This window comes from Nocardioides panacihumi, assembly GCF_039530925.1.
In the GTDB taxonomy this organism is placed as follows: domain Bacteria; phylum Actinomycetota; class Actinomycetes; order Propionibacteriales; family Nocardioidaceae; genus Nocardioides; species Nocardioides panacihumi.
On sequence record NZ_BAAAPB010000001.1, the window covers coordinates 1,515,110 to 1,531,281 of the forward strand.

The window sequence follows — 16,172 nt, forward strand, 5'->3', positions numbered from 1 at the left end:
AGCACCCGGGCGATGCCGGCGAGGTTGAGGCCCTCGGCCAAGAGGTCGCGGATGCGGTGGAGGGTGTCGATGTCGTCAGGGCTGTAGAGACGCGTGCCCCCGCTGGTGCGGTCGGGCCGGAGGAGCCCGTGCCGCTCGTAGACGCGCAGGTTCTGGATCTCCATGGAGACCATCTCCGCGGCGACCGAGATGGCGAAGACACCCTCGCTCCGCCTCGTCATCGCCGCCCTTTGATGACCACTTGATCAGACCTCACGGAGCGAGTATAAGAAACCTATATCCTTCAGTACAGATCGCGGGTTGCAGAACCCGCTGGTGAAGAACCAGGAGGACAGTGATGTTGCTTCGAAACACCGATCCGTTCCGTGACTTCGACCGCCTCGCCCAGCAGCTGCTCGGCACCACCAACCGTCCCGCGGTGATGCCGATGGACGCGTGGCGTGAGGGCGACCGGTTCGTCATCGAGTTCGACCTTCCGGGCGCGGCGAAGGAGAGCATCGACCTCGACGTCGAGCGCAACGTGCTGACCGTCCGGGCGGAGCGCGTCGCGCGCAACGGCGACTGGGAGGCGCTCGCCTCTGAACGGCCCAAGGGCGTGTTCAGCCGCCAGCTCGTGCTCGGCGACAACCTCGACCTCGACCACATCGAGGCGGGGTACGCCGACGGCGTCCTGCGCCTCGTCGTGCCGGTCGCGGAGAGGGCCAAGCCGCGCAAGATCGAGATCAGGGGCATGGCGGACGACTCCGGCTCGCCGGCGGAGCTCACCACGTGACGACGGCCGCCTGACCGACGAGGTCGGCTCGTTCGGACGCGGACGGGAGCTCAGGAGGCCGAGTCGGCGCAACCTCGCAGCTCGCATGTGCTCGCGTGCGAAGTTGCGCCGACTCGGCCTTGCTCACGTGCGAAGTTGCGCCGACTCGGCCTTGCTCACGTGCGAAGTCGCGCCGACTCGGCCTTGCTCGCGTGCGAAGTTGCGCCGACTCGGCCTTGCTCACGTGCGATGTTGCGCCGACTCGGCGTTGCTGGCGTGCGATGTTGCGCCGACTCGGCGTTGCTGGCGTGCGATGTTGCGCCGACTCGGCGTTGCTGGCGTGCGAGGTTGCGCCGACTCGGCCCGAGGTCAGACGGCTACCACCTGGGCGGCGTCGAGCGGGATCGGCTCGAACATCGCCGGCTCGTCGGTCGGGAACAGTGCGGTCGGGCCGTAGAGCCAGTCGACGAACGCGTAGTCGTAGGTGTCGCGGGCCCGCAGCAGAGCGTTGCGCTGCTCGCGCGCGACGCCCACCAGGTGCCAGAGCTCACCCCACTGACGGGAGGTGGTGACGACGCGGCGGCAGTGCTCGGGCCGGACGGCCTGGTAGTCGGCCAGCGCGGCGTCCCAGTCCACGACACCGTCGGCGGTACGACGTCGCGCGACGTGCTCGCCGAGCACCCAGCCGTCCTCGAGCGCCATGATCGCGCCCTGGGCGATGTACTGCAGCGGCGCGTGCGCGGAGTCGCCGAGCAGCGCGATCCGGTCGTGCACCCAGGTCATCAGCGGCTCGCGGTCGAACATCCGCCACCACTTGTCCCGCCACATGTGCGGCAGGCCCCCCTGCACGAAGTCGCACGTGGCCGCGAACGCCTCGTCGAGCTCGTCGGGCGTGCCCCAGTCCTCCTCGCCGGCGAGCGCCTTCGGCGACTCGAACACGGCGACCTGGTTGAGCAGCTCGCCGCCGCGCAGCCCGTAGTGGACGAAGTGGCACGCCGGCCCGACGTACACGACGACCTCGCTGAGGTCGACGCCTCCCACGCGCGGGTGCTCCGCTGGCACGGTGCCGCGGTAGGCGACGTAGGCCGAGGAGACCGGCTCGTCGTCGGCGAACAGCTGGCGTGCGACCGAGTGCAGGCCGTCGGCGGCGATCACGACGGCCGCCTCCTCGGTCTCCCCGGAGGCGAGGGTGACGCGGGCGCCGGCGTCGGTGTTCTCGTACGACGAGATCCGCGCGTCGGTGACCAGCTCGACGCCGGCGCGCTCGCAGGCGCGCAGCAGCAGGCCGTGCAGGTCGCTGCGGTGGATGACCAGGTAGGGGTAGCCGTAGCGCGCCTCCAGGTCGCGGAGGTCGAGCCGGGTCAGCTCGACGCCGTCGACCGCGTCGCGCATCACCATGGCCTCGGGGACGACGCCGAGGCTCGTGGCCTCGTCGAGCAGGCCGTAGGTGTCGAGGATGCGGGTGCAGTTCGGGGCGAGCTGGATGCCCGCGCCGACCTCGCCGAAGGCCGGGGCCTGCTCCAGGACGCGGACCCTGAGGCCCTTGCGCGACAGCGAGTACGCCGCGCCGAGTCCGCCGATGCCGCCGCCGACGACGATGACGTCGGGCGTGTCCGGGTTGCTCATGTGATGTCTCCTCAGAGCCAGGGGCCGAGCGCGGGCGCGTCGGCGATCGAGTGGGGGCGGCCGGCGAGCCAGGCCGTGACCTCGGCCAGTGGCGCGGCGGCCACGACGGCGGGCAGCTCGGCCGGGCCACCGGTGCGGGCCTGGCGCAGGCCGAGGATGTCCTCGCCCAGCGCCTCGTTGAAGTCGTCGGGGAGGTCGCCGAAGCCGACGCCGCGGTCGAGGTCGACGGCGTGCACGCACACCTCGCGGGCACGCATCCACGGGGTCTCGCTCGCCGGCACGGTGCGGCCCTGGGCGGTGACGACCTCGTGCCGCCACTGCTCCGCGCCGAGCCGGCCCATCGCGTCGGCCAGGTGCTCCGCGGACGTGTGCAGCCACGAGTCGAGCGCACAGGCCGACATGGTCGGGCCCTTCGCGATCCCAGCGGCGCGCTCGTCGGGCGATCGGTACATGGGGGTCTCGACGCCCGTCGCCGCCCAGCGCACCAGGTTGCCGACGGCGTCGGCGTTGGCCGCCACGTGGGCCACGAGGTGCTTGCGCGTCCACCCGGGCAGGAGGGTCGGCTCGGCGAAGCCGTCCTCGCCGAGCCCGGAGACCGCGTCGAGCAGCAGCTCGGTGCCGACGGTCATCCACCGGCGCGCGTCGGCGAACGAGCGGCCCATCAGGCGTCCTTGACGACCCGGTTGGTGCACGCGCCCAGGCCGGCGATCTCGGTGACGACGGTCTCGCCGCCGACCAGGTAGACCTTCGGGTCGCGGGCGTGACCGACGCCGGCCGGGGTGCCGGTCGCGATCAGGTCGCCGGGCCGCAGCGTGACGATGGTGGAGAGGTAGCGGACGAGGAAGACCGGGTCGAACAGGAGCGTGGCGGTGTCGTCCTGCTGCATGACCCGGCCGTCCACGGTCGTGGTGACCTGCAGGGAGGGGCGTACGCCGCCGACCTCGTCCGGCGTGACGACGTACGGGCCGACCGGCGTGGAGGAGTCCCAGATCTTCCCCTGGGTCCACTCGATCGTGCGGAACTGCCAGTCGCGCACCGAGACGTCGTTCATGACGGTGAAGCCGGCGATGGCCGCGACCGCCTGCTCCTCGGTCGCGCGACGCACCTGCGTGCCGATGACGACGACCAGCTCGACCTCCCAGTCGAGGGCGTCGGTCTCGGCCGGCTTGACGATGTCGTCGTTCGCGCCGAGCAGGGTGTCGGCGAACTTCGGGAACACCGTCGGGTACGACGGCAGCTCCCTGCCCATCTCCTGGATGTGGTTGCGGTAGTTGTGCCCGACGCACAGCACCTTCGACGGGTCCGGGACGACCGGGGCGAAGTCGGCGCCCTCGACCGGGTAGCGGGCCGCGTCGGCGGCAGGCTCGGGGGAGCCGGCGGCGAGATAGGCGCCGAGGTCGGCGTACCCGAGGTCGACGTGGGTGTCCCCGTCGAGACGGACGGCGCGGGTGGTGCCGTCGATGCGGAGGGTGGCGAGCTTGGTCATCGGGGGTCCTTGCTGGTGCGGTCGAGCCGGAGCGCCTCGAAGACGGGCGCGTCGGAGAAGCGGAAGAGGTCGAGGGCGCCCGAGTCGGAGTCGGAGGCGCCCGCCTCGGAGCGGCAGCTGAAGGGCTCCCAGGACGGGACGACGAACAGGTCGCCGCGGGTCACCGACCAGGTCGTGTCGCCGACGGTGACGGTGCCCGAGCCGTCGAAGACCTGGTAGACGCTGGAGCCGGTCTCGCGGACCGGCGCCGTCTCGGCACCGCGGGTGACCCGGTGGAGCTCGGCGCGGATCGTCGGCAGCACGTCCGACCCGTCGGTGGGATCGGAGTAGCGGACCGCGGCATGACCGGGCTCGACGGTGCCGGCGTACCCCTGCTTCTCGAGCTCCAGCTGGTCGGCGAGGGCCCGGTCGGTGTGCTCCCACTTGTAGGCGAGCAGCGGGGAGCCGGGCGTGGCGTGCTGGATACCGAGCGGCCGCAGGCCGGGGTGCGCCCACAGCCGCTCGGAGCGTGAGTGGGTCGGCGTGACGCGCTCCTCCTCGGAGATCTCGTCGCGCCCGAACTCGAAGAACTGCGCCTCGGTGACGTACTGGAACGGGATGTCGAGGCCGTCGATCCACGCCATCGGCCGGTCGGAGGCGTTGTGGTGCGCGTGCCAGTTCCAGCCCGCCTGCGGCAGGAAGTCGCCCCGGTTCATCGGCACGGCGTCTCCGCCCACGACCGTCCAGACCCCCGAGCCCTCCACGACGAACCGGAAGGCGTGCTGGGTGTGGCGGTGCTCGGGCGCGTCCTCGCCGGGCATGAGGTACTGGATCGCCGCCCACAGGGTCGGGGTGGCGAAGGGGCGACCGCCCAGGCTCGGGTTCGCCAACGCGATGGCGCGGCGCTCCCCGCCGCGGCCCACGGGGACGATGTGTCCGGCCCGGTCGGCGAGGGCGACCAGGTTGTCCCACTTCCACAGGTGCGGGACGGCCCGCGAGCGGGGATGGGCAGGCATGAGGTCGCCGATCTCGGTCCACAACGGGACGAGCAGCTCCTGCTCGAAGCCGCGGTAGAGCTCCTCGAGCGCGGGGGTGACGTCGGGCTGGTCGGGCGCTGCGACCGCCGTGAGCCGCACCGGGCTCTCCGGCGACGTGATGTCGAGCGAGGTCATGTGCGCTAGCGTGAGCCGAGTTCACGGGACAGAACATGCGATTCTGTTGTGCAGAACGGGAGAGAGTCGGGATGAAGACCGCGCCGACGTACGCCGTCGCCAGCGTCGACCACGCGCTTCGCCTGGCGACGATGCTGCAGCTGGAGGGTTCGCTGACCGTGGCCGAGGCCGCGGAGCGGGTCGGGGTCGCGCGCTCGACGGCCCACCGGCTGTTGCAGATGCTCGTCTACCGCGACTTCGCCCTCCAGGACGAGAGCCGCGTCTACCACGCCGGCCCGGTCCTCCAGCTGGCCGAGCACTCGCGCTCCCGCACCGCTCGGCTGCGGGAGGCCGCGCTCCCGCACCTGCACCGCCTGGTCGACGCCGTGGGCGAGTCGGTCAACCTGACCATCAGGACGGGGACCGAGGCCCGCTTCATCGCGTCGGTCGAGTCCGCCCAGGCGCTGCGCGTGACGTCCCGCGAGGGCATGGTCTTCCCGGCCCACCGGACCTCGGGCGGCCTGCTGCTCCTCGCTGAGCTCCCTGCCGACGAGCTCGCCACCCTGTACGCCGTGGGCCGCGACCGTGCCGCCGAGGAGGGCGAGGCCGGCCCGCCGGACCTGGCCCGGTTGCGCGGCGACCTGGCCCGCATCCGCAAGCAGGGCTTCGCGGTCAACCAGGGGCGCTCGGAGAAGGGTGTGGTCGCCGTCGGCGTCCCGGTCCGCGCGAGCGACGGCACGGCGGTGGCCTGCGTGTCGGTCTCGATGCCGTCGGTGCGCTACGACCGCGAGCGCCTGCCGTCGCTGGTGGCCACCCTGCAGATGGCAGCCGGCGGGATCGGGACCGAGCTCGCCCGCGGCTGAACCGCGACATGAATCCAATGCATGATCAGGCATGCGATCTATGAGTTGGACGGATGTGGCGGCCGTCACCTTCACTGGTTGACGTGACCACTCCACCGACCTCCGACGTCGACCTCTTCGCCGACGACGTCCTCATCGACCCCTACCCGACCTATGCGGCCCTGCGTGAGCTCGGGCCCGTCGTCCACCTGCCGGCGAACGACGTCTACGCGCTCACCCGCTACGACACCGTCCGCACCGCGCTGGGGGACTGGGAGTCCTTCTCCTCGGCCCACGGCGTCGGCTTCAACCCGATGGTCAACGAGGCGCTGGCGGGCACGTCGCTCGCCTCGGACCCGCCCGACCACACGGCGCTGCGCGCCGCCCTGACCGAGAACCTCTCCCCGCGGGCACTGCGCGGGCTCAAGGGCCAGATCGACGCCAAGGCGGACGCCCTCGTCGCCACGCTCGTCGAGTCCGGCTCGTTCGAGGCGATCGACTCGATCGCCCGGGCGCTGCCGCTGGAGATCGTCGCGGACCTGGTCGGCTTCACCGGGGAGGTCCGCGGCCACATGCTCGCCTGGGGCAAGGCCGCCAACCAGGTGATCGGGCCGCTCAACCAGCGCACCGCGGAGAGCTTCCCGATCGCAGGCCAGCTCTACGGCTGGTGCTCGACGGTGACCAAGGGCGACCTCGCCGAGGGCTCGATCGGCCGGGGCATCTTCGAGGCCGAGGAGCGGGGCGCGATCCCGCCCGGCTCGGCCGGCCCGATCATCCACCAGTATCTCGCCGCCGGCGTCGAGAACACCGTCAGCGCGATCGGCAACATCATCGCCCTGTTCGCCGCCCACCCCGAGCAGCTGGCGCTCGTCCGCAAGGACCCGACGCTCGCACCCGCGGCCTTCAACGAGGTGCTCCGCTTCTGGTCCCCGATCAACGCCTGGGGCCGTGAGACGACGAAGGACGTCGACATCGACGGCGTCGTGATCCCGGCCCGCGCGCGCGTCGCCGTGCTCCTCGGCTCCGGCAACCGCGACCCGCGCCACTACGACAACCCCGACGAGTTCAAGGTCGAGCGCAACCCGGTCGACCACCTCGCGCTCGGGTACGGCGTCCACGGCTGTGCCGGTCAGGGACTCGCCCGGCTCGAGGCCCACGCGGTGATCGACTCGCTGGCACGTCGCGTCGAGCGACTCGTCGTGGGCCCGGAGGTCCGGATCCCGCACAACGTCACGCGGAGCATCGACTCGCTCCCCGTCCTGGAAGTGGTGCCGGCATGAGGATCGTCCTCGACCGACCCCGCTGCGAGGGGCACGGCCTCTGCGAGGAGGCCGCACCGACCCTGATGCACCTCGACGACGACGGCGAGCTGGTGATCGACCGCGAGGAGATCACCGACGCCGAGGCCGGACCGGCGGGCGCCGCCGTCCGCGTCTGCCCCGTCGCGGCGCTGCGCATCGAATGAGCACGGATCCGCGTCGCATCGTCGTCGTCGGCAACGGCATCGCCGGCCTGACGGCCGCCCACACGCTCCGTGAGGCGGGCTTCGACGGCGAGCTGACCATCGTGGGCGACGAGCGGCACCCGGCGTACAGCCGTCCCGCGCTCTCCAAGACACTGCTGCTCGACGAGGCCGACCTGTCCTCCCACCACCTACCCACGCCGACGCACGGCGCGACCGAGCTGCTCGGGGTCCGGGCGACAGGGCTCGACCTGGACCGTGGGCGGGTCCGCCTCAGCATCGGCGAGGAGCTCGCCTACGACAGGCTCGTCATCGCGACCGGCTCGAGGGCCCGACGGCTCTCCAACCTGCCCGACGAGCTCACCCTGCGCGGACTCGACGACGCGCTCGCGCTGCGTGGGCGGCTGGCGTCGCGGCCGTCGGTCGTCGTCGTCGGTGGCGGCCCGCTCGGCATGGAGATCGCGTCCGGCTGCCTCGCCGCCGGCTGCCGGGTCACGCTCGTCTCGCAGGGACGGCCCCTCGTCCTCCAGCTCGGCGAGCATCTCGCCGGCGTCTTCACGGCCGCGGCCCTGGAGTGCGGCCTCACGGTGGTGGAGACCCCGGGTGCCACCCTGGATCGCCGGGACGGCACGACACGTGTCGTGCTCGACGACGGCGCGGTCCTCGAGGCCGAGCTCGTCGTGACGGCTGTGGGCGACGTGCCCAACACGGAGTGGCTGGATGGTGCGGGGCTGACCGACGCCGGCGTCGTCCCCGTCGACGGGCGCGGGCTGGCGCGCCCCGACATCGCGGCCGTGGGCGACCTCGCCGCCTTCCCGACGCCGGGTGGGCGCCGCCGGGTCCCGCTGTGGACGAGCGCGATCGAGCAGAGCAAGGTCGCGGCGGTCGCGCTGGTGCGTGGTGAGGAAGCGCCGACGCTGAGCTTCCAGTCCTACTTCTGGACCGAGCAGTTCGGGCTCAGCCTCAAGGCCGTCGGCGTCCTCCCCGCCTCCGGCGAGCCGGAGTACGTCGAGGGCGGGCCCGGCGGCCCCGCCCTGCTGCGCTGGCCGGGAGCGGCGGTCGCGCTCAACTACCGCATTCCGATCCCACGGTTGCGGCGGGTGCTCGCGGCGTAGGGTGCCTGCGATGAGCGACGAGGAGCAGGGCACCGGCAGGTCGGGCCTGGACCGACTCTCGTCGGTCAACCTCAACCTGCTCGTGCCCCTCCTCGCGCTGCTCGAGGAGCGCTCCGTCACCCGGGCCGCCGAGCGGGTCGGGCTCTCGCAGCCGGCGATGAGCCACGCGCTGGGCCGGATGCGCCGCCTGCTCGGTGACGACATCGTCGTCCGGCAGGGCGCCGGCGTCAGGCTCACGCCCCGGGCCCTCGAGCTGATCGGACCGTTGCGCGAGGCTCTGCAGCAGACCGCCCAGGTCGTGAACTTCCCCGGCTTCGACCCGGCGCGCGACCACCGGGTCGTCACAGTGGCGATGATGACGCCGACCGCCTTCGTGATCGGTGCGCCCCTGGCCCGGCTCGTCGCGCAGCGGGCTCCGCAGGCGACACTGCGGATCCGCACGATCACCATGCCGACCGACGCCGCTTTCACCGAGGAGGGCGTCGACGTCGTGCTGATGTCCGACGCGCTCGCCTCGCCGTACCCCCGCGAGCGGTTGTACGACGACCGGTGGACCGTCATCGCCTCGCCGGACGCGCCGCGCGAGGCGGACGCCCTCGAGCTGATCACCTCGCTGCCCCACGTCGTGTTCGACGCGGAGCGCCGGGTGGTGCCCTACTCGGTGCTCGACGAGCACCGCGTCAGGTATCGCGTCGGCCAGCTCGTCTCCGACAACCTGATGGTCGCGCACCTCGTGGCCCGCTCGAGCGGCGTCGTAGCGCTCCAGCGACTCCGGGTGGCGTCCGCGATGAAGGCCGTGACCGACCTGAGGATCGAGGAGTTCCCCTTCCCGCTTCACGGCGTCGGGATCGACATGGTGTGGAACCCGCACCTCTCCGACCAGTTCTTCCTCGAGTGGCTGCGGGGTCTGCTCTTCGAGGCGGCCGGAGCGCTCTGACCGGGGTGTGTCCGTGGGTTCTGCACCGTGTAGCCGCGTGACCGCATCTGGGGAATGTCCGATGCCGGGTACCCCGTCTTTCCGCCCAGATAGCAGCGCCACGTCGCCCGGTAGGCGTGGGGCGGCGTCCTCGCGTTCACGCACAGCGCGCTGCCAGCGGGTTCACTGGACCGACCGATCGAGTGGCCTAGTGCGGCCTCTTGGCAGCCAGAGCTGGTCGGGGTATGTTTCCACAAACCCCTTACACAACTCTCAGGTTGGGTCGATACTCTTGGCGATACCGGAACTCGTAGACGGGCGGCTTCCGCCGGGTGATTGGGAGGCGACATGGGGCGAGATCGAGGCGAAGTTCGCGTACAACTTCCGCCGTCGAGAGATCCTCACGGGGTTGCAGCACGTCGCCGAACAGCTGCGGCGCCACGGCATTCAAGAGATCTGGGTCGACGGTTCCTTCGTCACCAATAAGCAGCGCCCAGACGACGCTGACGTGGTCTACATGATTCCGGCAGACGGCGATGCCGACGACTGGGCGGATGTCGGGCCGTCACGCCGAAAGCACATGAAGCAATACCACCGAGTAGACCTGTGGCGATATCCGTCGCCCCAACCCCCGAAACATTCTGTCGCGGGCGGAAAGCTAATCACGATCAAAGAGTTTTTCGAAACAGACGGAGACGGCAACCCCCGCGGCCTCCTGCACGTAAATATCACCGAAGAAGGTGCTCCAGATGATCAAGAATGAGCGACAACTGCGAGTGGCCACCGCGAAGCGAGCGAGCCTGGAGCTTGCACGAGACGCCACCGGAGGAAAGACCGAATGGCAGGCATACACCGATCTCATCGATGACCTGTCTGCCGACATCACCGAGTATGAGGAGCTCAAAGAAGGGCGTCTTCGAAATTTCGCCCTTCGGGACCTCGACGCGCTCGGCGACGCCCTCATCAAGGCGCGTATTGCTAGGGGATGGACGCACCGGCAGCTTGCGGAACAGTCAGGCGTTTCCGAACAGCAGGTGCAGAAGGATGAGGCTCGTGGCTACGAGAACGCAGGCCTGGCCCGACTTGCCGAGATCCTTGATCTCCTCGACTTCGAATTCACTGGCACGCTACGCAGGAAAGGTGTCGCTATTACCGGAGACGCCGAAGATGGCGCATCATTCTCCACGTCCGTGCAGGCAATATTTTCAACCTACGGATCATTCGACGTGAGCAATCCCGAAGCTCACGCGCTTCTTCGTCATGCCTCGTTCCCGATGGCACGTGCCGCGGGCGCGGGCTACGCAAGGTCGTCATCAACTCAGGGAAGTGACCCGCATGCGGATTGAATGGGTACTGCTTGCCGAAGGTCTAACGCAGGATGCCCGGGGTGCTTGGACCGCGGTGGGGCTGAACCAGAACGTATTCGCAACAGATACCTTCCCTGCGCATACCAAGCGCGCGGTAGTAACGCGCCTCGCTGATCTAGACGAACATCAGCAACTGCATTTTCGTTACGCCGTAGTCGCGCCGAGTGGTCGAACGCTCGTTGCTCAAGAGAGCGATCTCCAACTCGGGGACCGACGCCTCCCGACCCTGCCGGCTTCATTAGATGTCCCGGGCGAGTTCGTATTGTCGGTTACCGAGTACGGCGAGCATCGCATCGAATGCGAGGTGTCTAATCGTGGGTCTAATGAAATAGTTCTCGACTACGTCTCGATATACGTGGTCGAAACAAAGGCGTTCTTAACGGAACCGGCAGACCGCGGCCCTTCCGCCTAAGGCGGCAAGGTCGGTCGCGGTGCGCCGCCAGCGTCACGGGGCACGGCTGTCATCTTCGAGGGTATGAGGCGCTGTAGTCGGAGCTGTGACCCTGCGTCACAACCCCGCGAAACCACGCGGCTGAGTTCGGCCCGACCTACAAGGCTATGTCAAGGACGTCGTCTTCCGGGCCGGCGACGAAGCCTATCGATCCATAGAAGGCAAGATGCTGCGCGCGCTGACTTTGAGGGTGCATCCGCAGCGTCGCAAGTCGTGCTCCTCTACTCCGTCCTCCATCGAGAACCGAATTCACAAGTCGACGACCGATCCCGTGGCGACGTGCAGACTTCTTGACGAGCACCTGTTGGATTAGAACGACCGGTCCATTGGGATCGCTGCACAGCGTCAGTCGAGCCCAGATGAGACCAACAAGCCGCCCGTCGACGCGCGCTCCGGTCAGCCATTCGCCCTCACGGAGTCCAGCGGCAAGATCGTCGGCAGTCCGCGCCAACCCGTGCAGTCGCAAGAGCGAGATCGCCTCCGAATCGTCCGCCGCCAGCTCACCCAAGTCGGCCTCAGCCTCAGGGTAGAACCCGTTCATTTTCTCTGCCGACTGCCCGCTGGGAACAAGTCGCTCATGCCGGGGTGGCGACGACCGATCGCACGAGTCCTGCGGACTCGTGCCGGCGGGTAGACGCCGGGTAGGTCTGCGACGCTTCGCCGGGTCAGCCCGCCCAGAATGGGCGTGTCCCGCCGCGCTAGGCAACCGCTGGCCGAGGTAGCACCATCGTCGTTTCCCAAGATGCCTTTGAGTCGCCCCATGACGTCCGGCTCCTCCTCTGCCATGCGGGGCCCTGCGGACCCGAGAGCCGCCGTCCCGGTGGCTGAGGCCGTCGCCAGTTGTGTTGCGAATTTAGGTGAAGTGCGGGCCTCGGCCCTTCGGGCCGATCCCCGCCGCCTACCTACCGACCGACTCGAGGTGGCGCTGCATCCGGGTGACGACATCGATGCTCAGTGACATCAGGTCCTGCGCCTCGTCGATGTCGTAGACCTTCTCAGGGTGCTGCGTGGGATTCCGGAACGAGCGACGGATGTTGTCCAGGTTGTTCATCAGCGCCTCGGGCGGCGTGTCACGGCGCTTCCGAAGGTGCTCGGTCATCTGGTACCAGAGAGGAGGGTCGACCCGCTCCCGCTTCACGATGCGCCGGTAGAAGTCGCGCAGTGCGTCCTCCGTGCCCCTCATCAGGTGGAACGCGGCGGCTGTCGGTAGCTCGAAGGCGATGCAACGTCCTGCCGCCGCGAAATCTCCCTGAGATATCACCGGCAGGCCGTCGTAGACCCCACTGGCCATCAGGCTGCCTACGTTGCTCAACAGTCGGTTGACGTCGTAGCGCTTCTCGCGCGTGATGAAGGCGACCTGGACCTCTGCCTCCGCCCACACCGCATCCTCAAGGTTCGAAGCGAGTCGGCTAACTTCCCTTGCTTCTGCGGCCGTTAGAACGCGTCGCGCCTTCCAGGCAGCGAGGTCAGCACCACGGTTGGCCTTCTGCCATGCCTTCGCTTCGGCATCGAATCGGTCCGCGATCTCTTCGATTGATTTCGACAATCGCGCGGACACCGGAAATCCGACTTGATCAAGCCTCCGGACGAGGCTCCGGATGTTTCCGACGAGACGGTCGTCACCGAAGACCTCCCAGCCTTTCGACTGGCTGACGAGGAAGCGCAGCAGAGCGCCCAGGTGAATGTGCGTTAACGTGCTGCGGGCCTCCACGCCACCATTCCTTCCACACTAAGCCGGGCAGGAATGCTAGCGAACCCCGCCGTTCCCGGCGGGTGCTTTGACGATTGCTCGGCTCTTGCAGACGCGGCGGCGGTCACCGGCGCTCTGCGGCCGTCTCATCATTCTGGGGCCGAGAACGTGGCTCCGCTCTTCGGCTCGGCCCGGCGCGTCTTTCCGCCGGGAAGGCTGGCCCTTGGTGCGCCTGGCGAGCCGGGTTCACCTTGATTGTGGATTCGAAGAATCAAATTGCGGTCCACTCTCGAAGCGTGAGCAAGCTGCGATTCTGGATCGCCATCGCCGCGACGAGCGCCATCTGCGGTTTCGCTGGGGCCGCCCTCGGCGCCTTCGCCCTCGGAGATCACCTTCGCGGTACGGCAGGTACCCAAGGGCCCGCTGGCCCTAAGGGTGATGTGGGGCCACCGGGGGCTCGCGGACCTGTCGGCCCCGTCGGCCCCGTCGGCCTGAGCCCGTACCACCTCCCGACACTGGCACCACGAACTGGGCGACGGCCTACAACGAGTTGGCCCAGCGCATCAGCGCCGTCGAGATTGAAACTCACTCCACTCACGGCTGTAGACCATTGAAGGTCGTGACCCGAGTCGAAAACCGATACGACCCTCTTGCTTCGACGATCTCGGGACCCGTCGGGATCACTGCCTACAGCGGCTATGCGTGTGCGGCCCATTAGCTACGTGAACCTGCGTCACTCCGCCGCGTGCGGACCAGCGAACGACCTCGCCAGGGCATCCTTCGGCTCGGGTCGGCCCTAGAGTCTGGGGCGATTCTGACTGGCACTGCGAATAGCTCCGACCCACTCCGCCTTCGCAGCTTCCAGTTCGATGATGACCTCCCTAACGCCTTTGACCGTCATTGGACGCTCGTTGTAGTTCCGTCCGGTTCGCGGCATCTCAGCCAGGGCCACACCGACAGGTTGCTGGTTGCCGTCGAATACGGCCAGCGGCGTAGCGTGCAGGAACGCGTTGCGGCTCTCCAACGCCGACGCGGCAGCCGCGAGCCAACCGTCGACCTCGCGCACCGCGCTGCCTTCTGACCATGTGCGCAGGTCGGAACGGGCATCCCGGATCTTCTGGCCGATGGCACGTCGATCCTCGCGCGGATTGGTGTGACGGATGCAGTGGCACACGGCGTCCACGCGATCCTCGAGTTCCACCGCCGCCCACGTGAGCTTGCCCAGTTCGATCAAGACTTCGTCCTCGAGCGGATGGCTCACAATTGCAGATTAGGCCCCACCCCGGCAGCCGGGGACGCAGACGTGCGTCAAACCGCCGCCACTGCACGAGACTTCTGCGCGGGCGGGATCGAGGGGCCTACGCCATCGACACTCCGGCCGTTAGCGTGAGCGCATGCCCGCCACGATGACCAAAGCGCAGGCCCCGACCGTGTCCGTGACTTTCAACGGCCGGAGTCTCGGAACGCTCGAAGCAGTCGCCTCAGCGTTAACGGCGCTGGATTCGCTGTGGAACACCTGCTACCTGCTTGCGGAGTGGTACTACGAGCCGGAGGCGGCTAGTCGACGCACGGCTGAAAGAGCGACCGCCTACCTTGCCTCCCGCTTGCTCGTCACCGCCTCTGCGGATTCAGATCGAACGCTGTCCTTCTTAGCGGACGTCGCGCGGTCACTCGGCTGGTCCGCGACGCCCGACACCGAAGACCGACTGGTCCGCGGCGCCGGCCTGTTCTGGGTTCAGCTCAGTGCTGACTCCCCAAATGTTGCGGCTCCCGACGCGTGGACCCTGCTCACGCGTGCCCGCGATCGTGCAGGCGATGATCCTGCGCTCCTTCGCGGCGTCCGCCTCGACGAGGCGTCTGCAATTCCCGGTGCCTGGGATACAACTGAATTAGCCAAGGTTCCGAAGCCTGAACATTTGGCAATTCGGAAGGGATCCCCGTTGTGGGTCGAACTGGGTGGGCAGATTGTCGGCCACTCGGGGCTCGCGTCGCTCGGCTTCGGGCTGATGGCCTACTGCCTCAAGAATCCCCGCAAGCTGGCCGCTTTCCTACCTAGCCTCGTTGAAGAGTGGCACTCAGGCTGGGCTAAGGCAGAACAGGCGAAACGCGATCATCAGCGCATGCGCGAGATAGCGCGTGGCGGCGCGCGACTGGAGCAAGAGCTCAGCGCTCTCGAGCCCGGTGATGTCGACGTCGACGGCGAGGTGGTCGACATTGGGGAACGCTAGTTGCGTCGACGAAGGCATTTGCCACTGACGACGTTTCGACCCTCCCGCGTCATACCGCTGGGTGACGCCGCGTTTCGGCCTGCGTCACTCCGCCGCCTGTCCGGCCAGGCCGTCGCCCATTCTTCGGCGTCTCCCGGTGAACCGGGCTCATCGACCGCCCGCCCCTCAGCCGCCGCCCCCACCAGTGACCTGGCCACTCGGAAACCATGGGATCTGATGCAGGCATGTCCTACCTGGCTCAGGATCAAGCCCCGCGTCCGACTTTTCACGACAGTACTCAGACAGGCATTCCCCGCGGTACAGCCGCCCCTCGTAGATGCCTAGGATCTCGTCGATGCGGAACAGCAACGGGAGTCGCAGCGAGCCGTACTCGTCGAGGTACGCATTGAGGTAAGTCTTGTCAAGGTTGAACCGACTATGAGGATCGCGCACAGGCACACGCGCCATGACCTGCACGTGCTCGGGAAGCTGACGCCACATGTCCGCGTCGTCAGCGAGCAGCTGCCACAGGTCGTCGACGGCAACGGATGGCTGACACAGTCTTGAAGAAGGCCAAGGCATTGGCGTACGCAGCTCCGAATACCGTGCTTGCTCGAAGCGTCCGTACACACGAACCCATTGCAGGAAGGCTTCCCACAGCGACGCGAGGTGTTCGCCTCGGACTTCGGTATGCAGTCGTACGAAACTCTGCAGGCTTCCAGCCGGAGGCTGCATGCGGTCGGTGAGATCGTTCCATCCATCGATGACGCGATGCGAAGTATTGACCTGCGCACGCAGCCAGGTCCGCGGAGTGCGGCGCGGTGTCCGGAGGACCATCGCAACCTCCTCAGCCGGACGCCTCCCACGACAGCTTTGGACCCACGATGATATCGGGATTCTTCGTGATCAAGGCTCACCGGACGACGGCCGATGGCCGGGCTGCTGTACAGATAGCTGACGCAGACCCCTAGGACATCCGCCCAGCGCTTGGGCAGATGTCTCCCGTCCGCAGCGCTGACGAAGGCGTCGCGGTCACCCCTTCGCCGAAGACCGGACGCCCGAGTGTGAAGACGTCCGTCCACCGGTGATCGGTCGGGCCACCCATGTTCGCGACTGGAGTCTTTCGCCG

Annotated in this window: 18 protein-coding genes; 9 read left to right on the top strand and 9 right to left on the bottom strand. The window is 68.4% G+C overall.

Going from position 1 to position 16,172, the window contains the following annotated elements:
* Positions 1–221: MerR family transcriptional regulator (locus ABD205_RS07035; RefSeq protein WP_344043808.1), on the bottom strand; the 221-nt coding region annotated here is incomplete at its 3' end.
* A gap of 116 nt (positions 222–337) precedes the next feature.
* On the opposite strand from ABD205_RS07035, the gene ABD205_RS07040 reads away from it, so the two are divergent.
* Positions 338–772: an Hsp20/alpha crystallin family protein gene (locus ABD205_RS07040; protein WP_344043810.1), complete on the top strand. Its 435-nt coding sequence runs from the start codon at positions 338–340 to the stop codon at positions 770–772.
* A gap of 348 nt (positions 773–1,120) precedes the next feature.
* On the opposite strand, the gene ABD205_RS07045 is transcribed toward ABD205_RS07040, so the two are convergent.
* From ABD205_RS07045 to ABD205_RS07060, 4 genes are read right to left on the bottom strand one after another with little or no spacing between them, the layout of a single operon-like run.
* Positions 1,121–2,377 (bottom strand): FAD-dependent oxidoreductase, encoded by a 1,257-nt coding sequence (locus ABD205_RS07045; protein WP_344043812.1) that lies wholly within the window; start codon positions 2,375–2,377, stop codon positions 1,121–1,123.
* Between the two features lie 11 nt (positions 2,378–2,388).
* Positions 2,389–3,039 (bottom strand): maleylpyruvate isomerase family mycothiol-dependent enzyme, encoded by a 651-nt coding sequence (locus tag ABD205_RS07050; RefSeq protein WP_344043814.1) that lies wholly within the window; start codon positions 3,037–3,039, stop codon positions 2,389–2,391.
* Complete coding sequence (locus tag ABD205_RS07055; protein ID WP_344043816.1) at positions 3,039–3,863, bottom strand: fumarylacetoacetate hydrolase family protein; 825 nt, start codon at positions 3,861–3,863, stop codon at positions 3,039–3,041. The genes ABD205_RS07050 and ABD205_RS07055 overlap by 1 nt, the downstream gene beginning before the upstream one ends.
* Positions 3,860–5,014 carry a cupin domain-containing protein gene (locus ABD205_RS07060; RefSeq protein ID WP_344043819.1) on the bottom strand — a complete coding sequence of 385 codons (1,155 nt, stop codon included), beginning with the start codon at positions 5,012–5,014 and terminating at the stop codon, positions 3,860–3,862. The genes ABD205_RS07055 and ABD205_RS07060 overlap by 4 nt, the downstream gene beginning before the upstream one ends.
* A 71-nt stretch (positions 5,015–5,085) precedes the next feature.
* Here ABD205_RS07060 and ABD205_RS07065 point away from each other — a divergent pair, with 71 nt between their 5' ends.
* The 7 genes from ABD205_RS07065 to ABD205_RS07095 all read left to right on the top strand — a co-directional run bounded on the left by ABD205_RS07065 (position 5,086) and on the right by ABD205_RS07095 (position 10,674).
* Entirely contained in the window at positions 5,086–5,856 is a 771-nt protein-coding gene (locus ABD205_RS07065) for an IclR family transcriptional regulator (protein ID WP_344043821.1), read from the top strand.
* Between the two features lie 83 nt (positions 5,857–5,939).
* Positions 5,940–7,115 (top strand): cytochrome P450, encoded by a 1,176-nt coding sequence (locus ABD205_RS07070; RefSeq protein WP_344043823.1) that lies wholly within the window; start codon positions 5,940–5,942, stop codon positions 7,113–7,115.
* Positions 7,112–7,300, top strand: coding sequence for a ferredoxin (locus tag ABD205_RS07075; protein WP_344043825.1), 189 nt, complete (start codon positions 7,112–7,114; stop codon positions 7,298–7,300). Before ABD205_RS07070 ends, ABD205_RS07075 begins: the two co-directional genes overlap by 4 nt.
* A complete protein-coding gene (locus tag ABD205_RS07080) occupies positions 7,297–8,412 on the top strand; it encodes an NAD(P)/FAD-dependent oxidoreductase (RefSeq protein ID WP_344043827.1) in 1,116 nt (371 codons plus the stop codon). Before ABD205_RS07075 ends, ABD205_RS07080 begins: the two co-directional genes overlap by 4 nt.
* 10 nt (positions 8,413–8,422) lie before the next feature.
* Positions 8,423–9,349: a LysR family transcriptional regulator gene (locus tag ABD205_RS07085; RefSeq protein WP_344043829.1), complete on the top strand. Its 927-nt coding sequence runs from the start codon at positions 8,423–8,425 to the stop codon at positions 9,347–9,349.
* 271 nt (positions 9,350–9,620) lie between these two features.
* Positions 9,621–10,091 carry a DUF6932 family protein gene (locus ABD205_RS07090; RefSeq protein WP_344043831.1) on the top strand — a complete coding sequence of 157 codons (471 nt, stop codon included), beginning with the start codon at positions 9,621–9,623 and terminating at the stop codon, positions 10,089–10,091.
* Entirely contained in the window at positions 10,078–10,674 is a 597-nt protein-coding gene (locus tag ABD205_RS07095) for a helix-turn-helix domain-containing protein (RefSeq protein ID WP_344043833.1), read from the top strand. The genes ABD205_RS07090 and ABD205_RS07095 overlap by 14 nt, the downstream gene beginning before the upstream one ends.
* Before the next feature lie 569 nt (positions 10,675–11,243).
* On the opposite strand, the gene ABD205_RS07100 is transcribed toward ABD205_RS07095, so the two are convergent.
* The 3 genes from ABD205_RS07100 to ABD205_RS07110 form a co-directional block, all read right to left on the bottom strand.
* Positions 11,244–11,687 carry a GNAT family N-acetyltransferase gene (locus ABD205_RS07100; protein WP_344043835.1) on the bottom strand — a complete coding sequence of 148 codons (444 nt, stop codon included), beginning with the start codon at positions 11,685–11,687 and terminating at the stop codon, positions 11,244–11,246.
* A 357-nt stretch (positions 11,688–12,044) separates the two neighbouring features.
* Positions 12,045–12,857 carry a hypothetical protein gene (locus ABD205_RS07105; RefSeq protein ID WP_344043837.1) on the bottom strand — a complete coding sequence of 271 codons (813 nt, stop codon included), beginning with the start codon at positions 12,855–12,857 and terminating at the stop codon, positions 12,045–12,047.
* Positions 12,858–13,632: 775 nt separating this feature from the next.
* Positions 13,633–14,097 carry a hypothetical protein gene (locus ABD205_RS07110; protein ID WP_344043839.1) on the bottom strand — a complete coding sequence of 155 codons (465 nt, stop codon included), beginning with the start codon at positions 14,095–14,097 and terminating at the stop codon, positions 13,633–13,635.
* A gap of 133 nt (positions 14,098–14,230) precedes the next feature.
* Here ABD205_RS07110 and ABD205_RS07115 point away from each other — a divergent pair, with 133 nt between their 5' ends.
* Positions 14,231–15,064 (top strand): hypothetical protein, encoded by an 834-nt coding sequence (locus tag ABD205_RS07115; protein WP_344043841.1) that lies wholly within the window; start codon positions 14,231–14,233, stop codon positions 15,062–15,064.
* Between the two features lie 165 nt (positions 15,065–15,229).
* Here the strand turns inward: ABD205_RS07115 and ABD205_RS07120 are convergent, their stop codons facing one another.
* Positions 15,230–15,880: a hypothetical protein gene (locus ABD205_RS07120; protein WP_344043844.1), complete on the bottom strand. Its 651-nt coding sequence runs from the start codon at positions 15,878–15,880 to the stop codon at positions 15,230–15,232.
* Positions 15,881–16,172 lie beyond the last annotated feature (292 nt).